Source organism: Klebsiella sp. WP4-W18-ESBL-05 (assembly GCF_014169075.1).
Taxonomy (GTDB): domain Bacteria; phylum Pseudomonadota; class Gammaproteobacteria; order Enterobacterales; family Enterobacteriaceae; genus Kluyvera; species Kluyvera ascorbata_B.
On sequence record NZ_AP022057.1, the window covers coordinates 4,110,800 to 4,126,585 of the forward strand.

Below are 15,786 nucleotides of genomic sequence, written 5' to 3' on the forward strand. Positions count from 1 at the left end.
GCTAGCGCCATCCTGCATTTCTTGCCCCAAAAAAAAGCCACCATGCCCAACGGCATGGTGGCTTTTCAATTGGTAAGCGCGTTATTTATCGAATTTCAGCGACAGCAGCGACGCTTTGGCCGCGCTTTGATACTGCTCGACCAAATCCTGGGTCATGTTAAATGCGACCTGTACCGCCTTACCATCCTGAGACGTAATCAGCATCAGGTTGAGAATTTCACTGTCCGGCGCCTGAACGCTAAAAGTCAGGATCCAGGCCTTGTGCCCATCAACCGTTACCGCTTCTGCTTTCGGCTTCAGCGTTTCCATCATCTTGAGCATCACATCTTTGAATTCATCGATTTTATCCGCCGGTAACGGATTACGCCCGGCAGTGATCCCCAAAGACGCTTTGCCTTTTTCATCACCATAAATAACCTGCGGACGGTTTTCCGACGGGTATTTTACCTTCGCCATCTCTTCTGACATTGGCGACATGCTGGTAGGTATTTCAATGCTCAGTTTTAACTCGGGTACCGCTTTACGCTCAAGCATCATCCCCGCAGTGGCGGAAAACGTCACGAATAACGCCAAGCAGGCGACGGTTACTTTACGAAAAAAATCCATTTTTACCTCATACTTGAAGTCCACGCAAAATTGCGCCTCAAGTATATTCTTCTGCCACGCAACGAGATGAATAACGGACGCTTTTTCAGAAAAGCGCCCGGTCCGAATCCATAACGTTTAACAGAGATTATGCGGTGGTAAACCCGAGCATCATCCCCGTGTCTTCATGCTCCAGCAGGTGGCAGTGCGCCATATACGCCTGCTCTTTTGTCGCCTCGTGGTCGAATTTCACCAGCACTTCGCTGACGCCGCCTTCTACTCGTACCGTATCTTTCCAGCCCGTTCGGTGCGCCGCCGGTGACTGGCCGTTTTCTCGCAGAATACGGAACTGGGTACCGTGAATATGGAACGGATGCAGCATCATGTCGCCCTCGCCGGAAATCACCCAGCGCTCAAATTTCCCCTTTTCCGCCGCAAACATCGGCTGGTTCATATCGAAGGCTTTACCATTGATCTTATTGGCATTGTGGAAATCGAACTTGCCGCCACCGTGCTGCATGTGGCCCATATTGCCGTGGTCCATCTTCATCCCGCCATGATCCATCATACTGCCGTGATCCATCCCACTCATCGCCTGATTGCCGTACTTCTGCATCAGCGCCTGCATCCCCATCATATCGAGCATCGGGTCCATGGAGAGCTGAAGCTTACGCTCGGTGAGACCCTCCAGCGACGGCAGCGCTGGCATCGTAGCCAGCGTATCCGGCAGCGTACCGGAGCCGGGAATACCAATGGGCTGAATATGCAGCACCGGCATTGCCTTATCGAACGGCGCAACCGCCATGCCCATCTGGGTCACCGGTAACGTCAGCAGGTCGAACGGTTTACCGTCGCGCACGTCGACCAGCACCTCAAAGCGCTCACCCATCAACAGCGGCAGTTCGCTGACCTTAACCGGCTCGGCCAGCAGGCCGCCGTCGCTGGCCACCACGTATAGCGGGCGTTTATCGCTGGCGGCCAGCGTCAACGAGCGGGCGTTACAACCGTTCAGCAAACGCAAACGCAGCCAGCCGCGCGGCGGCGCATGCTGTGGGAAAGGCGCGCCGTTGGTCAGCAGCGTATCGCCAAACCAGCCAACCGCAGCGCTCATCACGTCGAGCTGATAGTCTATCTCACCGGCCGCAGTAAATTTTTTGTCCTGCATAATCACCGGCACATCATCAATGCCCCACTGCTTTGGCAGCATCAGCTTCTGGCTATCTTCATCGTCAATCAGCACCAGCCCGGCCAGCCCCATCGCCACCTGATGCCCGGTTTTTCCATGCTGGTGCGGGTGGAACCAGCAGGTCGCCGCGCGCTGGGTGGGCGTAAAGCTCACCGTGCGGCTACCGCCGGGTGGAATAATCCCCTGAGGACCGCCGTCGACGTCGCCCGGCACCTCCAGCCCATGCCAGTGCACGGTGGTCTCCTCGGGCAAGTTGTTCTGCACGTTTACCGTCACCGGTTTCCACTGTTGCAGGCGAAGGGCCGGCCCTAGCAGGTTGCCGTTATAGCCCCAGGTGGTCGCCGCTTTTCCGGCAAACTGCGTCTTCCCCGCCTGCACGGTCAGCAGGATCTGGTTATTGGCGTCGGCGGTTAACAGCGGAGGGATCGCAAGCGTTGGGCGTTCGGCGGCAAACACCGCTCGGCTCCACAGCGGCAGGGCGCTGACAACGCCGACGGCGGCGCTGAATTTGAGAAAATCACGACGATGCATCGGTACATCCTTTTCGACTTTTGCTGATTATTTGAGCTTAAGCCTTCCCCCTACGGGAAGGTCAAGCGGAAAGCTATCAATAATGCTCCCCGTCGCATGGATAAGTATGTTAACGTTGAATATCGACGATGTAAGGTAGAAGAAATGAAGACGTTTTTCCGAACGGTGCTGCTTGGATCGCTGCTGGCGATGTCCAGCTCGAGTTATGCTTTAAGCGAGTCTGAAGCGGAAGATATGGCCGATTTAACGGCGGTATTTGTGTTCCTGAAAAATGACTGTGGCTACCAAAACCTGCCTAACACGCAAATTCGTCGCGCGCTGGTGTTCTTTGCCCAGCAGAACCAGTGGGATCTCAGCAATTATGACACCTTCAATATGAAGGCGCTGGGCGAAGACAGCTACCGCGATCTCAGCGGTATCGGCATCCCAACGGCCAAAAAATGCAAAGCGCTGGCGCGTGATTCGCTGAGCCTGCTGGCCTACGTGAAGTAAGGCTCAGAGCCCGATGGCGCTACGCTTATCGGGCCTATGTTTGGCAGTGTGCCGGGTAAGCGCAGCGCCACCCGGCACGCCGTAAACGCGAATTAACGCTGTTGTACAAACTCGCGGTACGCCGCAACAACCTGCAGGAAATCTTCTACGCCGCAAAGCGAGAGGCTCTCTTCGTCGTAGTAGCTCATCCCCTCTTCCATTTCGTCGCCGGAAAACTCCAGCTGGTTCGCGCGAACCATCACTTCTTCGCCGTCCATCCATAACGTATATTCATGCCCGGCGCGCTGCCAGGAACGTTCACTGCCTTTTACGGTGCGTGCAGCCTGTTCGACTTCATCCAGTAGCGAGAGGTTATCTTTCACCTCTTCATTGAACCAGTGACCGACCACCTCGTGGCCCATCGACATACGTACTTTTACCCCTCCGGTAACGTCGCGCAGAAATTCGTAATCCATGATCTGTTCCTCTACAAAGGCAATGCGTCACCGCTGCATTGTACCTATCTGTAATTATCGCAGCAGCGGGCCAGAAAAAAAGCACGCGAGCTAGAGGTGATGCAAATAAAAATGCGCTCACCGTCTGCTTGAGCGCATTATCATCAGCGTTCGGGCATTATTTCACCGCCGTTGCGCGCTTCAGGAAAAGAGCATCGCCGCCGAGGTAGCCAGCTCGGTATCGCCATCGCGGGCGCCGCTGACGCCAACCGCCCCCACGCTCTGCCCGTCAATCACCACCGCGACGCCGCCCTGAAGCGACGAGACGTCCGGCGTCGGCGGGAAATGAGGCCGATCGCGATGGCAGCCTGATGCCAACACGCGGGAAGGCGAGCCGAGCTGTACCGCCGCGCGGGCTTGTTCGATAGCGGCATTAATGGTCACGCCCGATGCGTTATCATCGCGCGCGAAGGCGATCAGCCCGCCGTGAATATCCACCACCGCCACGCTGACCGACTGCTGCTGCTTTACAGCCGTGACGAGAGCGTGTTTAACCATCTGACGCGCGGCAAATAGCGTCAGCTGCGGGCGCGGCCTGACCAGTTGAGAAAGGGTAATATCGGACATGGCAAACTCTCCTTCGGACAAGAAGCGAATTGAAATTATGAAGGAAATTGGCCTGCCGCACGGTCAAGAAATGTTGAGGGGAGCGTAAAAAGCAGTCAGCGATATTCAGGGCGGTATGGCGATACACGCGCGGATAAAAAAAGGCGAGTGCCGAAGCCCTCGCCTTAATATTACGCTAGCGCGGTTATACCGCGGTCTGGAAAATCACGCCATCGGCTTTCTCGGTGTACTGAGACAGCTGGTCGAAGTTCAGATAACGGTAGGTATCCACCGCCGTCTTATCTACCTGCGCGACATAGGTCTGGTACTCTTCCGGCGTCGGCAGTTTGCCGATCAGCGCCGCGACCGCCGCCAGCTCCGCAGAAGCCAGGTAGACGTTCGCCCCGGTCCCTAAACGGTTCGGGAAGTTACGGGTAGAGGTCGACACCACGGTTGAGTTGTCCGCCACGCGCGCCTGGTTACCCATACACAGGGAGCAGCCAGGGATCTCGATACGCGCACCGCTCTTACCAAACACGCTGTAGTAACCTTCTTCGGTCAGCTGAGCTGCGTCCATACGGGTTGGCGGAGCCACCCACAGGCGGGTCGGCAGCTGGCCTTTGTGGTTATCCAGCAGCTTACCGGCAGCACGGAAGTGGCCGATGTTGGTCATGCAGGAGCCGATGAACACTTCGTCAATCTTCTCGCCCTGCACGTCAGACAGCAGACGCGCGTCGTCCGGATCGTTTGGCGCGCACAGGATCGGCTCTTTAATGTCAGCCAGATCGATGTCGATCACCGCTGCGTACTCTGCATCCGCGTCAGCTTCCAGCAGTTCAGGGTTCGCCAGCCATTTTTCCATGCCCTGTACACGACGTTCCAGCGTACGACGGTCGCCGTAGCCTTCCGCGATCATCCACTTCAGCAGCACGATGTTGGAGGTCAGGTACTCAACGATTGGCTCTTTGTTCAGCTTGATGGTACAGCCCGCAGCGGAACGCTCTGCGGAAGCATCGGTCAGCTCGAACGCCTGCTCCACTTTCAGATCCGGCAGACCTTCGATTTCCAGGATGCGGCCAGAGAAGATGTTTTTCTTACCTTTCTTCTCAACGGTCAGCAGGCCCTGGCGAATCGCATACAGCGGGATCGCATGAACGAGGTCACGCAGTGTGATACCCGGCTGCATTTTGCCTTTGAAGCGTACCAGCACGGATTCCGGCATATCCAGCGGCATGACGCCGGTGGCCGCAGCAAACGCGACCAGGCCAGAGCCCGCCGGGAAGGAGATACCGATTGGGAAACGGGTATGGGAGTCACCGCCGGTACCCACGGTATCTGGCAGCAGCATACGGTTCAGCCAGGAGTGGATAACGCCGTCGCCCGGACGCAGCGAGACACCGCCACGGTTCATGATGAAGTCAGGCAGCGTGTGGTGCGTGGTCACGTCAACCGGCTTAGGATAGGCGGCAGTGTGACAGAAGGACTGCATCACCAGGTCAGAAGAGAAGCCCAGGCACGCCAGGTCTTTCAGTTCGTCGCGAGTCATTGGGCCGGTGGTATCCTGAGAACCTACGGAGGTCATCTTCGGTTCGCAGTACGCGCCCGGACGAATACCTTTCACGCCACAGGCGCGACCAACCATTTTCTGTGCCAGAGAGAAACCACGGCTGCTTTCTGCCACGTCTTTCGCCTGACGGAAGACGTCGCTGTGCGGCAGACCCAGCGCTTCGCGCGCTTTGGTGGTCAGGCCACGGCCGATGATCAGCGGGATACGGCCACCGGCACGTACTTCATCGATCAGCACGTCAGTTTTCAGCTCAAAGCTTGCCAGCAGTTCGCCGGTTTCGTGGTTACGCACTTCGCCTTTAAACGGGTAAACGTCAATGACGTCGCCCATGTTCAGGTTGGAAACATCGACTTCAATTGGCAGCGCGCCCGCATCTTCCATGGTGTTGAAGAAGATAGGTGCAATTTTGCCACCGAGGCACAGGCCGCCGCCGCGCTTGTTCGGCACGTGCGGAATGTCGTCGCCCATGAACCACAGCACGGAGTTGGTGGCGGATTTACGTGAAGAACCGGTACCGACAACGTCACCCACATACGCCAGCGGGAAACCTTTCTTCTGCAATTCTTCGATCTGTTTGATCGGCCCCACTGCGCCCGGCTGATCCGGGTTAATGCCTTCGCGGGCGTTTTTCAGCATCGCCAGCGCGTGCAGCGGGATATCCGGACGAGACCATGCGTCAGGTGCCGGAGACAAATCATCGGTGTTGGTTTCACCCGTCACTTTAAAGACGGTCACGGTGATTTTTTCAGCCAACGCTGGGCGGTTCAGGAACCACTCGGCATCGGCCCAGGACTGAATAACCTGTTTAGCATAGACGTTGCCCGCTTTGGCTTTTTCTTCAACGTCATAGAAGTTGTCGAACATCAGCAGCGTGTGCGACAGCGCTTTAGCGGCAATCGGGGCCAGCTTAGCATCGTCAAGCGCATCAATCAGCGGGTGAATGTTGTAGCCGCCCTGCATGGTGCCGAGCAGTTCGATGGCTTTTTCTGGGGTAACCAGCGGGGAAGTGGCTTCGCCTTTCGCAACGGCGGCGAGGAAACCCGCTTTTACGTAGGCGGCTTCGTCAACGCCCGGCGGCACGCGATTGATTAACAGGTCTAACAGGAATTCTTCTTCGCCAGCAGGCGGGTTCTTCAGCAGCTCAACCAGCCCGGCCATTTGGGTTGCATCTAAGGGTTTGGCAACAATCCCAATGGCTGCACGCTCAGCTACGTGCTCACGGTATTCTTTTAGCACGACGGTATCTCCTCGCTCTCATTGTCATATGCGGTCGGCGATCTCTTCACGCTCCTGTGAGACAGCAGTTTGTAGGGTAAAAGCCCGGTACCGCGAGGGCCAGCATAGCAGGATTTCCGGGGACTGTTAATCCGTTTACAAAAAAGCAACATTAAATATTTGCTGAATCGTTAATGTTGATATAAGAGAGCAGAAAATCACGCATTTGAATGGGAAAAAACCATCTGTTAGCAGCCGTGTTAGATATTTTGTTATTAAAATATTACTTATACGTGACAACCACTTCAGGCCATAAATGTGCACAGGTGTAAGCTCCTGTCACAATTTCCCCGCATTGGCAGAAATCCCTACTTTAATCAAAAAACAAACAGCAGTCTCATTATACTCGCGGCATATTCGCTCCCTCACCCGGACTGCGTCGTTCCCTGGAGACTCACCATGAACTTGCCTTTTAAGCCCCACTATATTGCGCTGGTGTGCAGCGCCGGGCTGCTGGCGGCCGCCGGTACGCTGTATGTCAAAAGCCGCGAGCCCGCCGCGCCGGAAGCCACACCTGCACCGGTCGTTGCTACGGCATCGCCGGCCACTGCGGCACCCACCTACACCGCCGCGCAAATCACCCAGTGGGTAGCGCCCATCGCGCTCTACCCTGACCCGCTGCTCTCACAGGTGCTGATGGCCGCCACCTACCCTGACAGCGTGTCCCAGGCGGTACAATGGTCAAAAGATCATCCCGGCCAGCAGGGCGATGCTGCGGTAAAAGCCGTTTCCGGGCAACCCTGGGACGTGAGCGTCAAGTCGCTGGTCGCCTTCCCGCAGCTGACGGGCATGATGGGTGAAGATCCCCAGTGGGTCACCAACCTCGGTAACGCTTTCCTGGCGCAACCGCAGGATGTGATGGATGCGGTGCAACAGCTCCGCCAGCTGGCACAGCAAACCGGTTCGCTGAAGTCGACGCCGCAGCAAACGGTGACCGCCAGTAAACGTCCAACCCCTTCAGCCTCGGGAACGACGCACGCCGCCAGCAGCGCGCCAACGGTGATTAAGATTGAGCCAGCCAATCCGCAGGTCGTGTACGTGCCAAACTATAACCCGACGGTGGTTTACGGCAGCAGTTGGCCTTATACCGCCGCCCCACCGGTGTATCTGCCACCGCCCCCGGGGGAGCTGTTTGCCGACAGCTTTGTGCGCGGTTTTGGTTACAGCCTTGGTGTGGCAACCACCTACGCGATTTTCAGCAATATTGACTGGGATGATGACGATCGCCACCACGATGACGACAATCATGATCGCGGCGGCTACCAGCACAATGGCGATAACATCAACATCAATGTAAATAATTTCAATAAGATAACCGGAGAAAATCTCAGCGGCGCAACCCAAAACTGGCAGCATAATCCAGCCTATCGCGGCCAGACGCCGTATCCGAATAACGCCGTCGCCAATCAGTTCCACCCCACCAACGTGGCCGGTGGGCTAAGCGCCACACACCAAACACCGCAGCCGGTGGCATTACATCAGCCCGATGCCCCTGGTGGTCTGAGCGCTACCCAGCACGCTGCGCCAAATCGCGATACGCAGCGTCAGGCCGCCATGCAGCAGCTCAATCAGCGCACGCACAACGACATGCCCACGCCAGCCAGTTCGCGCGATGCTCAGCGCCAGGCCGCTTCACAACCGCTCAATCGTACCGCGTCGCGCAACAATTTCCGCGGCTACGATGCTCCCACCGGCCAGAGCACAACGCGAAATACGTCGCCGCATTCATCGCTGAACGACAAGCCGCATCTGGCCCAGGATATAACGGGCCAACGCAGCGCGCGGCAGGCTCATAGTGAAAGCAACGCATTCAGCGGCAATGAGAGCCGGGCTCCGTCCTGGCAGTCGCAGCAATCCCGCGGGCAGCAAAGCCGTCGCGTCTCCGGTATCGGCGGCCTGGCCGAGCATCATGAGTTTCATCGACGCTAAAGGATCACAAGATGAAAAAGCAGATACAGATAGCCCTGCTGGCGCTGGCGATGTCTCCCCTGATGGCATGGGCACAGCAGATATTCTCTACGCCAGACGAGGCAGCCAGCGCGCTGGTTGACGCGGTCAGCCGCAAAGATAACCCACAGCTGAGCCAGCTCTTTGGCGATAACTGGCAGCAATTTTTACCGCCCGATGGGGTCGATAGGGACGCTGTAGCCCGCTTTCTTCGTGACTGGCAGCTCGGCCATCGGATCGTCATACAGAACGCAACCGCCTGGCTGGAAGTCGGTCACGCCGGCTGGCGGCTCCCTATCCCCATGGAGAAAAGCGACAAAGGCTGGGCGTTTAATATCGCCGCTGGCAAAGATGAAATTCTGACGCGCACGATTGGCCGTAACGAGCTTTCGGCCATCGGCGCGATGCACGCCTATGTGGATGCGCAGGAAGATTACTATCAATTGAATCACGCCTGGGCGCAGAAAATCATCAGCAGCAAGGGAAAGAAAGACGGCCTCTACTGGCCGATAGCGCCGGGTGAAGCACCGAGCCCGCTGGGGCCGAATTTTAGCCCAGCCGCACCGAACGCGGGCTATCACGGCTACCATTTCCGCGTGATTGAAGGCAGAGATAACGGTACCGTGGCGCTGCTGGCGTGGCCGGTTGCGTGGGGCGAAACGGGGGTTATGAGCTTTATGGTCGGTCAGGACGATCGCGTGTATCAGGCCAACTTTGGTGAGGGAACGTCGGAGAAAATGACGGCAATCGACCGCTTTGATACGCAGACACCGTGGCAGCCCGCGCAATAGCAGGCGTAAAAAAAGCGGCTGGTTAGCCGCTTTTTATTTGCCGGATGGCGGCTTGCGCCTTATCCGGCCTATCTCATCGTAGGCCTGATAAGCGAAACGCCATCAGGCAACGTTGCTCAGAACTTACTTCTTCTTCGCTTTCGGGTTTGGCAGGTCGGTGATGCTACCTTCAAAGATTTCTGCTGCCAGGCCAACAGACTCGTGCAGAGTCGGGTGAGCGTGGATAGTCAGCGCGATATCTTCAGCGTCACAGCCCATTTCGATCGCCAGACCGATTTCGCCCAGCAGCTCGCCGCCGTTGGTACCGACAATCGCACCACCGATAACACGGTGAGATTCTTTGTCGAAAATCAGTTTGGTCATACCGTCTGCGCAGTCGGAAGCGATAGCACGGCCAGAAGCAGCCCACGGGAAGGTGGCGGTTTCATAGCTGATGCCTTTCTCTTTCGCTTCTTTCTCCGTCAGACCTACCCAAGCAACTTCTGGATCGGTATACGCAATGGATGGAATCACTTTCGGATCGAAGTAGTGTTTCTGGCCGGCGATAACTTCAGCAGCAACGTGACCTTCGTGAACACCTTTGTGCGCCAGCATCGGCTGACCGACGATATCGCCGATAGCAAAGATATGCGGTACGTTGGTACGCAGCTGTTTGTCGACGTGGATGAAGCCACGCTCGTCAACTTCTACGCCAGCTTTGCCCGCGTCGAGGTTTTTACCGTTTGGTACGCGACCGATAGCCACCAGCACGGCGTCATAACGCTGTGCTTCTGAAGGTGCTTTTTTGCCTTCCATGGAAACGTAGATACCGTCTTCTTTTGCTTCAACGGCGGTCACTTTGGTTTCCAGCATCAGGTTGAATTTCTTGCTGATACGTTTGGTGAAGACTTTAACGATGTCTTTGTCGGCAGCCGGGATAACCTGGTCGAACATTTCAACCACGTCAATCTCTGAACCCAGCGCATGGTACACGGTACCCATTTCCAGACCGATGATGCCACCGCCCATAACCAGCAGGCGTTTTGGCACTTCTTTCAGTTCCAGTGCGTCTGTGGAGTCCCAAACGCGTGGGTCTTCATGTGGAATGAATGGCAGTTCAATCGGACGGGAACCCGCCGCGATGATAGCGTTGTCGAAGTTGATGACGGTTTTACCGTTCTCGCCTTCCACTTCCAGGGTGTTTGCCCCGGTGAATTTACCCAGACCGTTTACCACTTTCACTTTACGGCCTTTGGCCATACCCGCCAGACCACCGGTCAGCTGAGTGATAACTTTCTCTTTCCAGGTACGAATTTTGTCGATATCGGTTTTCGGCTCGCCGAAGACGATACCGTGTTCAGCCAGCGATTTGGCTTCTTCGATAACTTTTGCAACGTGCAGCAGTGCTTTAGAAGGGATACAGCCAACGTTCAGACAAACACCACCGAGGGTGCTGTAACGTTCTACAATTACGGTTTCCAGACCTAAATCAGCGCAACGGAATGCAGCAGAGTAGCCCGCAGGACCTGCCCCAAGTACCACGACCTGAGTTTTAATTTCAGTACTCATCATGACCTCTATCATTTGTATCCGGCGGTCTGACGTTATAGTTATTACGCCCATCATCCACCGGGACGTTCTATCCGCGTGTATTTTACAAAATTGTTAACAATTTTTAAACAACAAACGGCAAACGATTTTGTCCTTTGTTGCTGATAACCCCTAACCACTCCGAGGTTACCAGAAAAAAGCCGGCCGTCAGGCCGGCTTTTTTATTACATCACCAGACGGCGAATGTCAGACAGCATGTTGTTGATGATGGTGATAAAGCGCGCACCATCCGCACCGTCGATTACGCGGTGGTCGAAGGAAAGAGAAATTGGCATCATCAGACGCGGCATAAACTCTTTACCGTTCCACACTGGCTCCATAGAGGACTTGGAGACACCGAGGATCGCCACTTCCGGCGCGTTAACAATCGGCGCGAAGTGGGTCGTACCCAGGCCACCGATGCTGGAGATGGTGAAGCAACCGCCCTGCATTTCGCCAGCGGTCAGCTTGCCATCACGCGCTTTCTTGGAGATCACGGTCAGTTCACGAGACAGCTCGGTAATGCTCTTCTTGTTCACGTCTTTGAAGACTGGAACAACCAGACCATTTGGCGTATCAACCGCCACACCGATGTTGATGTATTTCTTCAGGGTCAGGCGCTGACCATCTTCAGACAGAGAGCTGTTGAAGCGCGGCATCTGTTCCAGAGCGGCGGCAACGGCTTTCATGATGAAGACCACTGGGGTGAATTTCACGTCCAGTTTACGTTTTTCAGCTTCGGCGTTCTGCTGTTTACGGAACGCTTCCAGATCGGTGATATCGGTCTTATCGAAGTGAGTAACGTGCGGGATCATCACCCAGTTACGGCTCAGGTTAGCACCCGAGATTTTCTGGATACGGCCCAGTTCCACTTCTTCGATTTCACCAAACTTGCTGAAGTCCACTTTCGGCCAAGGCAGCATGCCCGGGATACCGCCGCCAGCGGCTGCAGCCGGAGCCGCTTCAGCACGCTTGATAGCGTCTTTCACGTAAGCCTGAACGTCTTCACGCAGGATACGACCTTTACGGCCAGAACCTTTCACTTTCGCCAGGTTCACACCGAATTCGCGCGCCAGGCGACGAATCAGCGGAGTGGCGTGAACGTAAGCGTCGTTCTCAGCGAACTCGGTTTTACCTTCAGCCTTCGCAGCCGGTGCGGCAGCAGGTTTAGCAGCCTGAGCCGGTGCAGCAGCAGGAGCTGGAGCCGCCGCGGCAGCTGGAGCAGCAGGTGCTGCGCCTTCCACTTCGAAGACCATAATCAGAGAACCGGTTTTGACTTTGTCGCCGGTGCTGATTTTGATTTCTTTTACGGTACCTGCGAACGGTGCCGGAACTTCCATAGAGGCTTTGTCGCCTTCTACGGTGATCAGTGACTGCTCAGCGGCAATTTTATCGCCCACTTTCACCATCACTTCGGTCACTTCAACTTCGTCACCGCCGATGTCCGGTACGTTAACGTCTTTCGAGCCAGAAGCCGCCGGAGCCGCTGCTGCTGCCGGAGCGGCAGCCTGAGCCGGTGCAGCAGCAGGCGCTGCGCCCGCCACTTCGAAGACCATAATCAGGGAGCCGGTGGACACTTTGTCGCCGGTGTTGATTTTGATCTCTTTCACCACGCCCGCGAACGGTGCCGGGACTTCCATGGACGCTTTGTCACCTTCAACGGTGATCAGAGACTGTTCAGCCGCTACGGTATCGCCGACTTTGACCATGATCTCGGTCACTTCAACTTCGTCGCCGCCGATATCAGGCACGTGAACGTCTTTTGCCGCTGCAGCAGCAGGTGCTGCTGCCGGAGCCGCTTCTTTCTTCTCTTCTGCCTTGGCAGGTGCAGCAGCTGCTGCACCGTCGGCGGAATCGAAAATCATGATCAGTTTGCCGGTCTCAGTTTTGTCGCCAACAGAGACTTTGATCTCTTTAACGATACCAGCCTGAGGAGACGGAACTTCCATAGAGGCTTTGTCGCCTTCTACGGTGATCAGCGACTGTTCAGCTTCAACTTTGTCGCCTACTTTGACCAGGATCTCGGTGATTTCAACTTCATCAGCCCCGATGTCCGGTACATTGATTTCGATAGCCATTGTTCTTTTACCTCTTACGCCAGACGCGGGTTAACTTTTTCTGCATCGATGTTGAATTTGGTGATTGCGTCAGCAACCACTTTCTTATCGATTTCGCCACGTTTAGCCAGTTCGCCCAGTGCCGCTACAACCACGTAGGAAGCATCAACTTCGAAGTGGTGACGCAGGTTTTCACGGCTGTCAGAGCGACCGAAGCCGTCGGTACCCAGTACGCGGTAATCGTCAGCCGGTACATAAGTACGAACCTGCTCAGCAAACAGTTTCATATAGTCAGTAGAGGCAACAGCCGGCGCGTCGTTCATTACCTGAGCGATGTACGGAACGCGCGGCGTTTCCATCGGGTGCAGCATGTTCCAGCGCTCACAATCCTGGCCATCACGCGCCAGTTCAGTGAAGGAGGTTACGCTGTAAACGTCAGAACCTACACCGTAGTCGTTCGCCAGGATCTGTGCTGCTTCACGGACGTGACGCAAGATAGAACCGGAGCCCAGCAGCTGAACTTTACCTTTCTTACCTTCGAGGGTTTCGAGTTTGTAGATACCTTTACGGATACCTTCCTCGGCACCTGCTGGCATTGCCGGCATGTGGTAGTTTTCGTTCAGCGTGGTGATGTAGTAGTAAACGTTCTCTTGTTTCTCACCGTACATGCGCTCCAGACCATCGTGCATGATGACCGCCACTTCGTACGCGTAAGATGGATCGTAAGAGATACAGTTCGGGATAGTCAGAGACTGAATATGGCTGTGACCATCTTCGTGCTGCAGACCTTCACCGTTCAGCGTCGTACGACCGGAAGTACCGCCTACCAGGAAGCCGCGAGCCTGCTGGTCGCCTGCCTGCCAGCACAGGTCACCGATACGCTGGAACCCGAACATGGAGTAGTAGATGTAGAACGGAATCATCGGCAGGTTGTTGGTGCTGTAAGAGGTCGCAGCCGCCAGCCAGGATGCGCCAGCACCCAGTTCGTTGATACCTTCCTGCAGAATCTGGCCTTTCTCGTCTTCTTTGTAGTAGGCAACCTGCTCACGGTCCTGCGGGGTGTACTGCTGGCCGTTCGGGCTGTAGATACCAATCTGACGGAACAGGCCTTCCATACCAAAGGTACGCGCTTCATCGGCGATGATCGGCACGAGGCGGTCTTTGATGGACTTGTTCTTCAGCATCACGTTCAGCGCACGGACGAACGCGATAGTGGTGGAGATCTCTTTGTTCTGCTCTTCCAGCAGCGGGCCGAAATCTTCCAGCGTCGGCAGCTCTAACTTCTCATCGAAGTTCGGCTGACGGCTCGGCAGGTAGCCGTGCAGTTTCTGACGCTGAGCGTGCAGATAGGTGTGTTCTTCAGAACCTTCCGGGAAGGTAATGTAAGACAGTTTTTCAACCTGCTCGTCGGTCACAGGAACGTTGAAACGGTCGCGGATGTAGCGCACGCCGTCCATGTTCATTTTCTTAACCTGGTGAGCGATGTTTTTACCTTCAGCGGTGTCACCCATGCCGTAACCTTTGATGGTATGGGCGAGGATTACGGTTGCTTTGCCTTTGGTTTCCTGCGCTTTTTTCAGTGCAGCGAAGACTTTCTTCGGATCGTGACCACCGCGGTTCAGGGCCCAGATCTGCTCGTCAGTCCAGTCGGCAACCAGCGCTGCGGTTTCCGGATATTTACCGAAGAAGTGCTCACGTACGTAAGCGCCGTCTTTGGATTTGAAGGTCTGGTAGTCGCCGTCAACGGTTTCGTTCATCAGTTGGATCAGTTTACCGCTGGTATCTTTACGCAGCAGCTCATCCCAACGACCGCCCCAGATAACCTTGATAACGTTCCAGCCAGCGCCCGCGAAGATGCCTTCCAGTTCGTTAATGATCTTGCCATTACCGGTTACCGGGCCGTCAAGACGCTGCAGGTTACAGTTGATCACAAAGACCAGGTTGTCCAGTTTTTCACGGGTCGCGATGGTGATCGCACCTTTGGATTCCGGCTCATCCATCTCGCCGTCGCCCAGGAAGGCATAAACGGTTTGTTTGGAAGTGTCTTTCAGGCCACGGTGTTCCAGATATTTCAGGAATTTCGCCTGGTAGATAGCGCCGATAGGACCCAGACCCATAGAAACGGTCGGGAACTGCCAGAAGGTTGGCATCAGTTTCGGGTGCGGATAAGAAGACAGACCTTTACCGTGTACTTCCTGACGGAAGTTGTCCATCTGCTCTTCGGTCAGACGACCTTCCAGGAAAGCACGTGCGTAGACGCCCGGAGAGATGTGGCCCTGGAAGTACACCAGGTCGCCGCCATCCTGCTCGTTGCGCGCACGGAAGAAGTGGTTGAAGCAGACTTCGTAGAAGGTCGCAGAAGACTGGAAGGAAGCCATGTGGCCGCCCAGCTCGAGGTCTTTTTTAGACGCACGCAGCACGGTCATGATGGCGTTCCAACGGATAGCAGAACGAATACGACGTTCCAGCTCCAGATTGCCCGGGTATTCCGGTTCATCTTCAACGGCAATAGTGTTGACGTAACCGCTAGCTCCTGCACCCGCCGCAACCTGAACGCCGCCTTTGCGGGCTTCAGAGAGCAGTTGGTCGATCAGATACTGAGCGCGCTCAACACCTTCTTCACGGATGACCGATTCGATCGCCTGTAGCCAGTCGCGAGTTTCGATCGGATCCACGTCATTGTGTAAACGTTCTGACATGGGTTATTCCTTATCTATCTAGTACGTTGATTTGTCTGGAACCTGTC

Annotated in this window: 11 protein-coding genes; 3 read left to right on the forward strand and 8 right to left on the reverse strand. The window is 55.7% G+C overall.

What is annotated here, in order from left to right; translation table 11 throughout:
* Positions 1–81: 81 nt before the first annotated feature.
* A complete protein-coding gene (locus H7R58_RS19770; RefSeq protein ID WP_106925641.1) occupies positions 82–606 on the reverse strand; it encodes a hypothetical protein in 525 nt (174 codons plus the stop codon).
* Between the two features lie 127 nt (positions 607–733).
* Positions 734–2,302: a multicopper oxidase CueO gene (cueO, locus tag H7R58_RS19775; RefSeq protein ID WP_106925466.1), complete on the reverse strand. Its 1,569-nt coding sequence runs from the start codon at positions 2,300–2,302 to the stop codon at positions 734–736.
* 144 nt (positions 2,303–2,446) lie between these two features.
* Between cueO and H7R58_RS19780 the strand changes: the two genes are divergently transcribed.
* Positions 2,447–2,794, forward strand: a complete 348-nt coding sequence (locus tag H7R58_RS19780) for a YacC family pilotin-like protein (protein WP_062772020.1) — start codon at positions 2,447–2,449, stop codon at positions 2,792–2,794.
* A gap of 92 nt (positions 2,795–2,886) precedes the next feature.
* On the opposite strand, the gene yacL is transcribed toward H7R58_RS19780, so the two are convergent.
* The 3 genes from yacL to acnB all read right to left on the reverse strand — a co-directional run bounded on the left by yacL (position 2,887) and on the right by acnB (position 6,637).
* Entirely contained in the window at positions 2,887–3,249 is a 363-nt protein-coding gene (yacL, locus tag H7R58_RS19785; RefSeq protein ID WP_064547505.1) for a protein YacL, read from the reverse strand.
* 180 nt (positions 3,250–3,429) lie between these two features.
* Positions 3,430–3,855: a GlcG/HbpS family heme-binding protein gene (locus H7R58_RS19790; RefSeq protein WP_106925464.1), complete on the reverse strand. Its 426-nt coding sequence runs from the start codon at positions 3,853–3,855 to the stop codon at positions 3,430–3,432.
* A gap of 184 nt (positions 3,856–4,039) precedes the next feature.
* Positions 4,040–6,637, reverse strand: coding sequence for a bifunctional aconitate hydratase 2/2-methylisocitrate dehydratase (gene acnB, locus H7R58_RS19795; RefSeq protein ID WP_106925462.1), 2,598 nt, complete (start codon positions 6,635–6,637; stop codon positions 4,040–4,042).
* A 438-nt stretch (positions 6,638–7,075) separates the two neighbouring features.
* Between acnB and H7R58_RS19800 the strand changes: the two genes are divergently transcribed.
* Together H7R58_RS19800 and H7R58_RS19805 are read left to right on the forward strand one after the other, a co-directional pair.
* Positions 7,076–8,605 carry a DUF3300 domain-containing protein gene (locus H7R58_RS19800; protein ID WP_182929457.1) on the forward strand — a complete coding sequence of 510 codons (1,530 nt, stop codon included), beginning with the start codon at positions 7,076–7,078 and terminating at the stop codon, positions 8,603–8,605.
* An 11-nt stretch (positions 8,606–8,616) separates the two neighbouring features.
* Positions 8,617–9,414 (forward strand): DUF2950 family protein, encoded by a 798-nt coding sequence (locus H7R58_RS19805; RefSeq protein ID WP_182929458.1) that lies wholly within the window; start codon positions 8,617–8,619, stop codon positions 9,412–9,414.
* 123 nt (positions 9,415–9,537) lie between these two features.
* Here H7R58_RS19805 and lpdA read toward each other — a convergent pair whose 3' ends face one another.
* The 3 genes from lpdA to aceE form a co-directional block, all read right to left on the reverse strand.
* The gene (gene lpdA / locus H7R58_RS19810) at positions 9,538–10,962 is read right to left on the reverse strand and encodes a dihydrolipoyl dehydrogenase (protein ID WP_106925639.1); all 1,425 of its coding nucleotides are present in this window, start codon (positions 10,960–10,962) and stop codon (positions 9,538–9,540) included.
* Positions 10,963–11,168: 206 nt separating this feature from the next.
* Positions 11,169–13,061, reverse strand: coding sequence for a pyruvate dehydrogenase complex dihydrolipoyllysine-residue acetyltransferase (gene aceF, locus H7R58_RS19815; protein WP_106925456.1), 1,893 nt, complete (start codon positions 13,059–13,061; stop codon positions 11,169–11,171).
* Positions 13,062–13,075: 14 nt separating this feature from the next.
* Positions 13,076–15,739, reverse strand: a complete 2,664-nt coding sequence (gene aceE, locus H7R58_RS19820) for a pyruvate dehydrogenase (acetyl-transferring), homodimeric type (protein ID WP_182929459.1) — start codon at positions 15,737–15,739, stop codon at positions 13,076–13,078.
* Positions 15,740–15,786 lie beyond the last annotated feature (47 nt).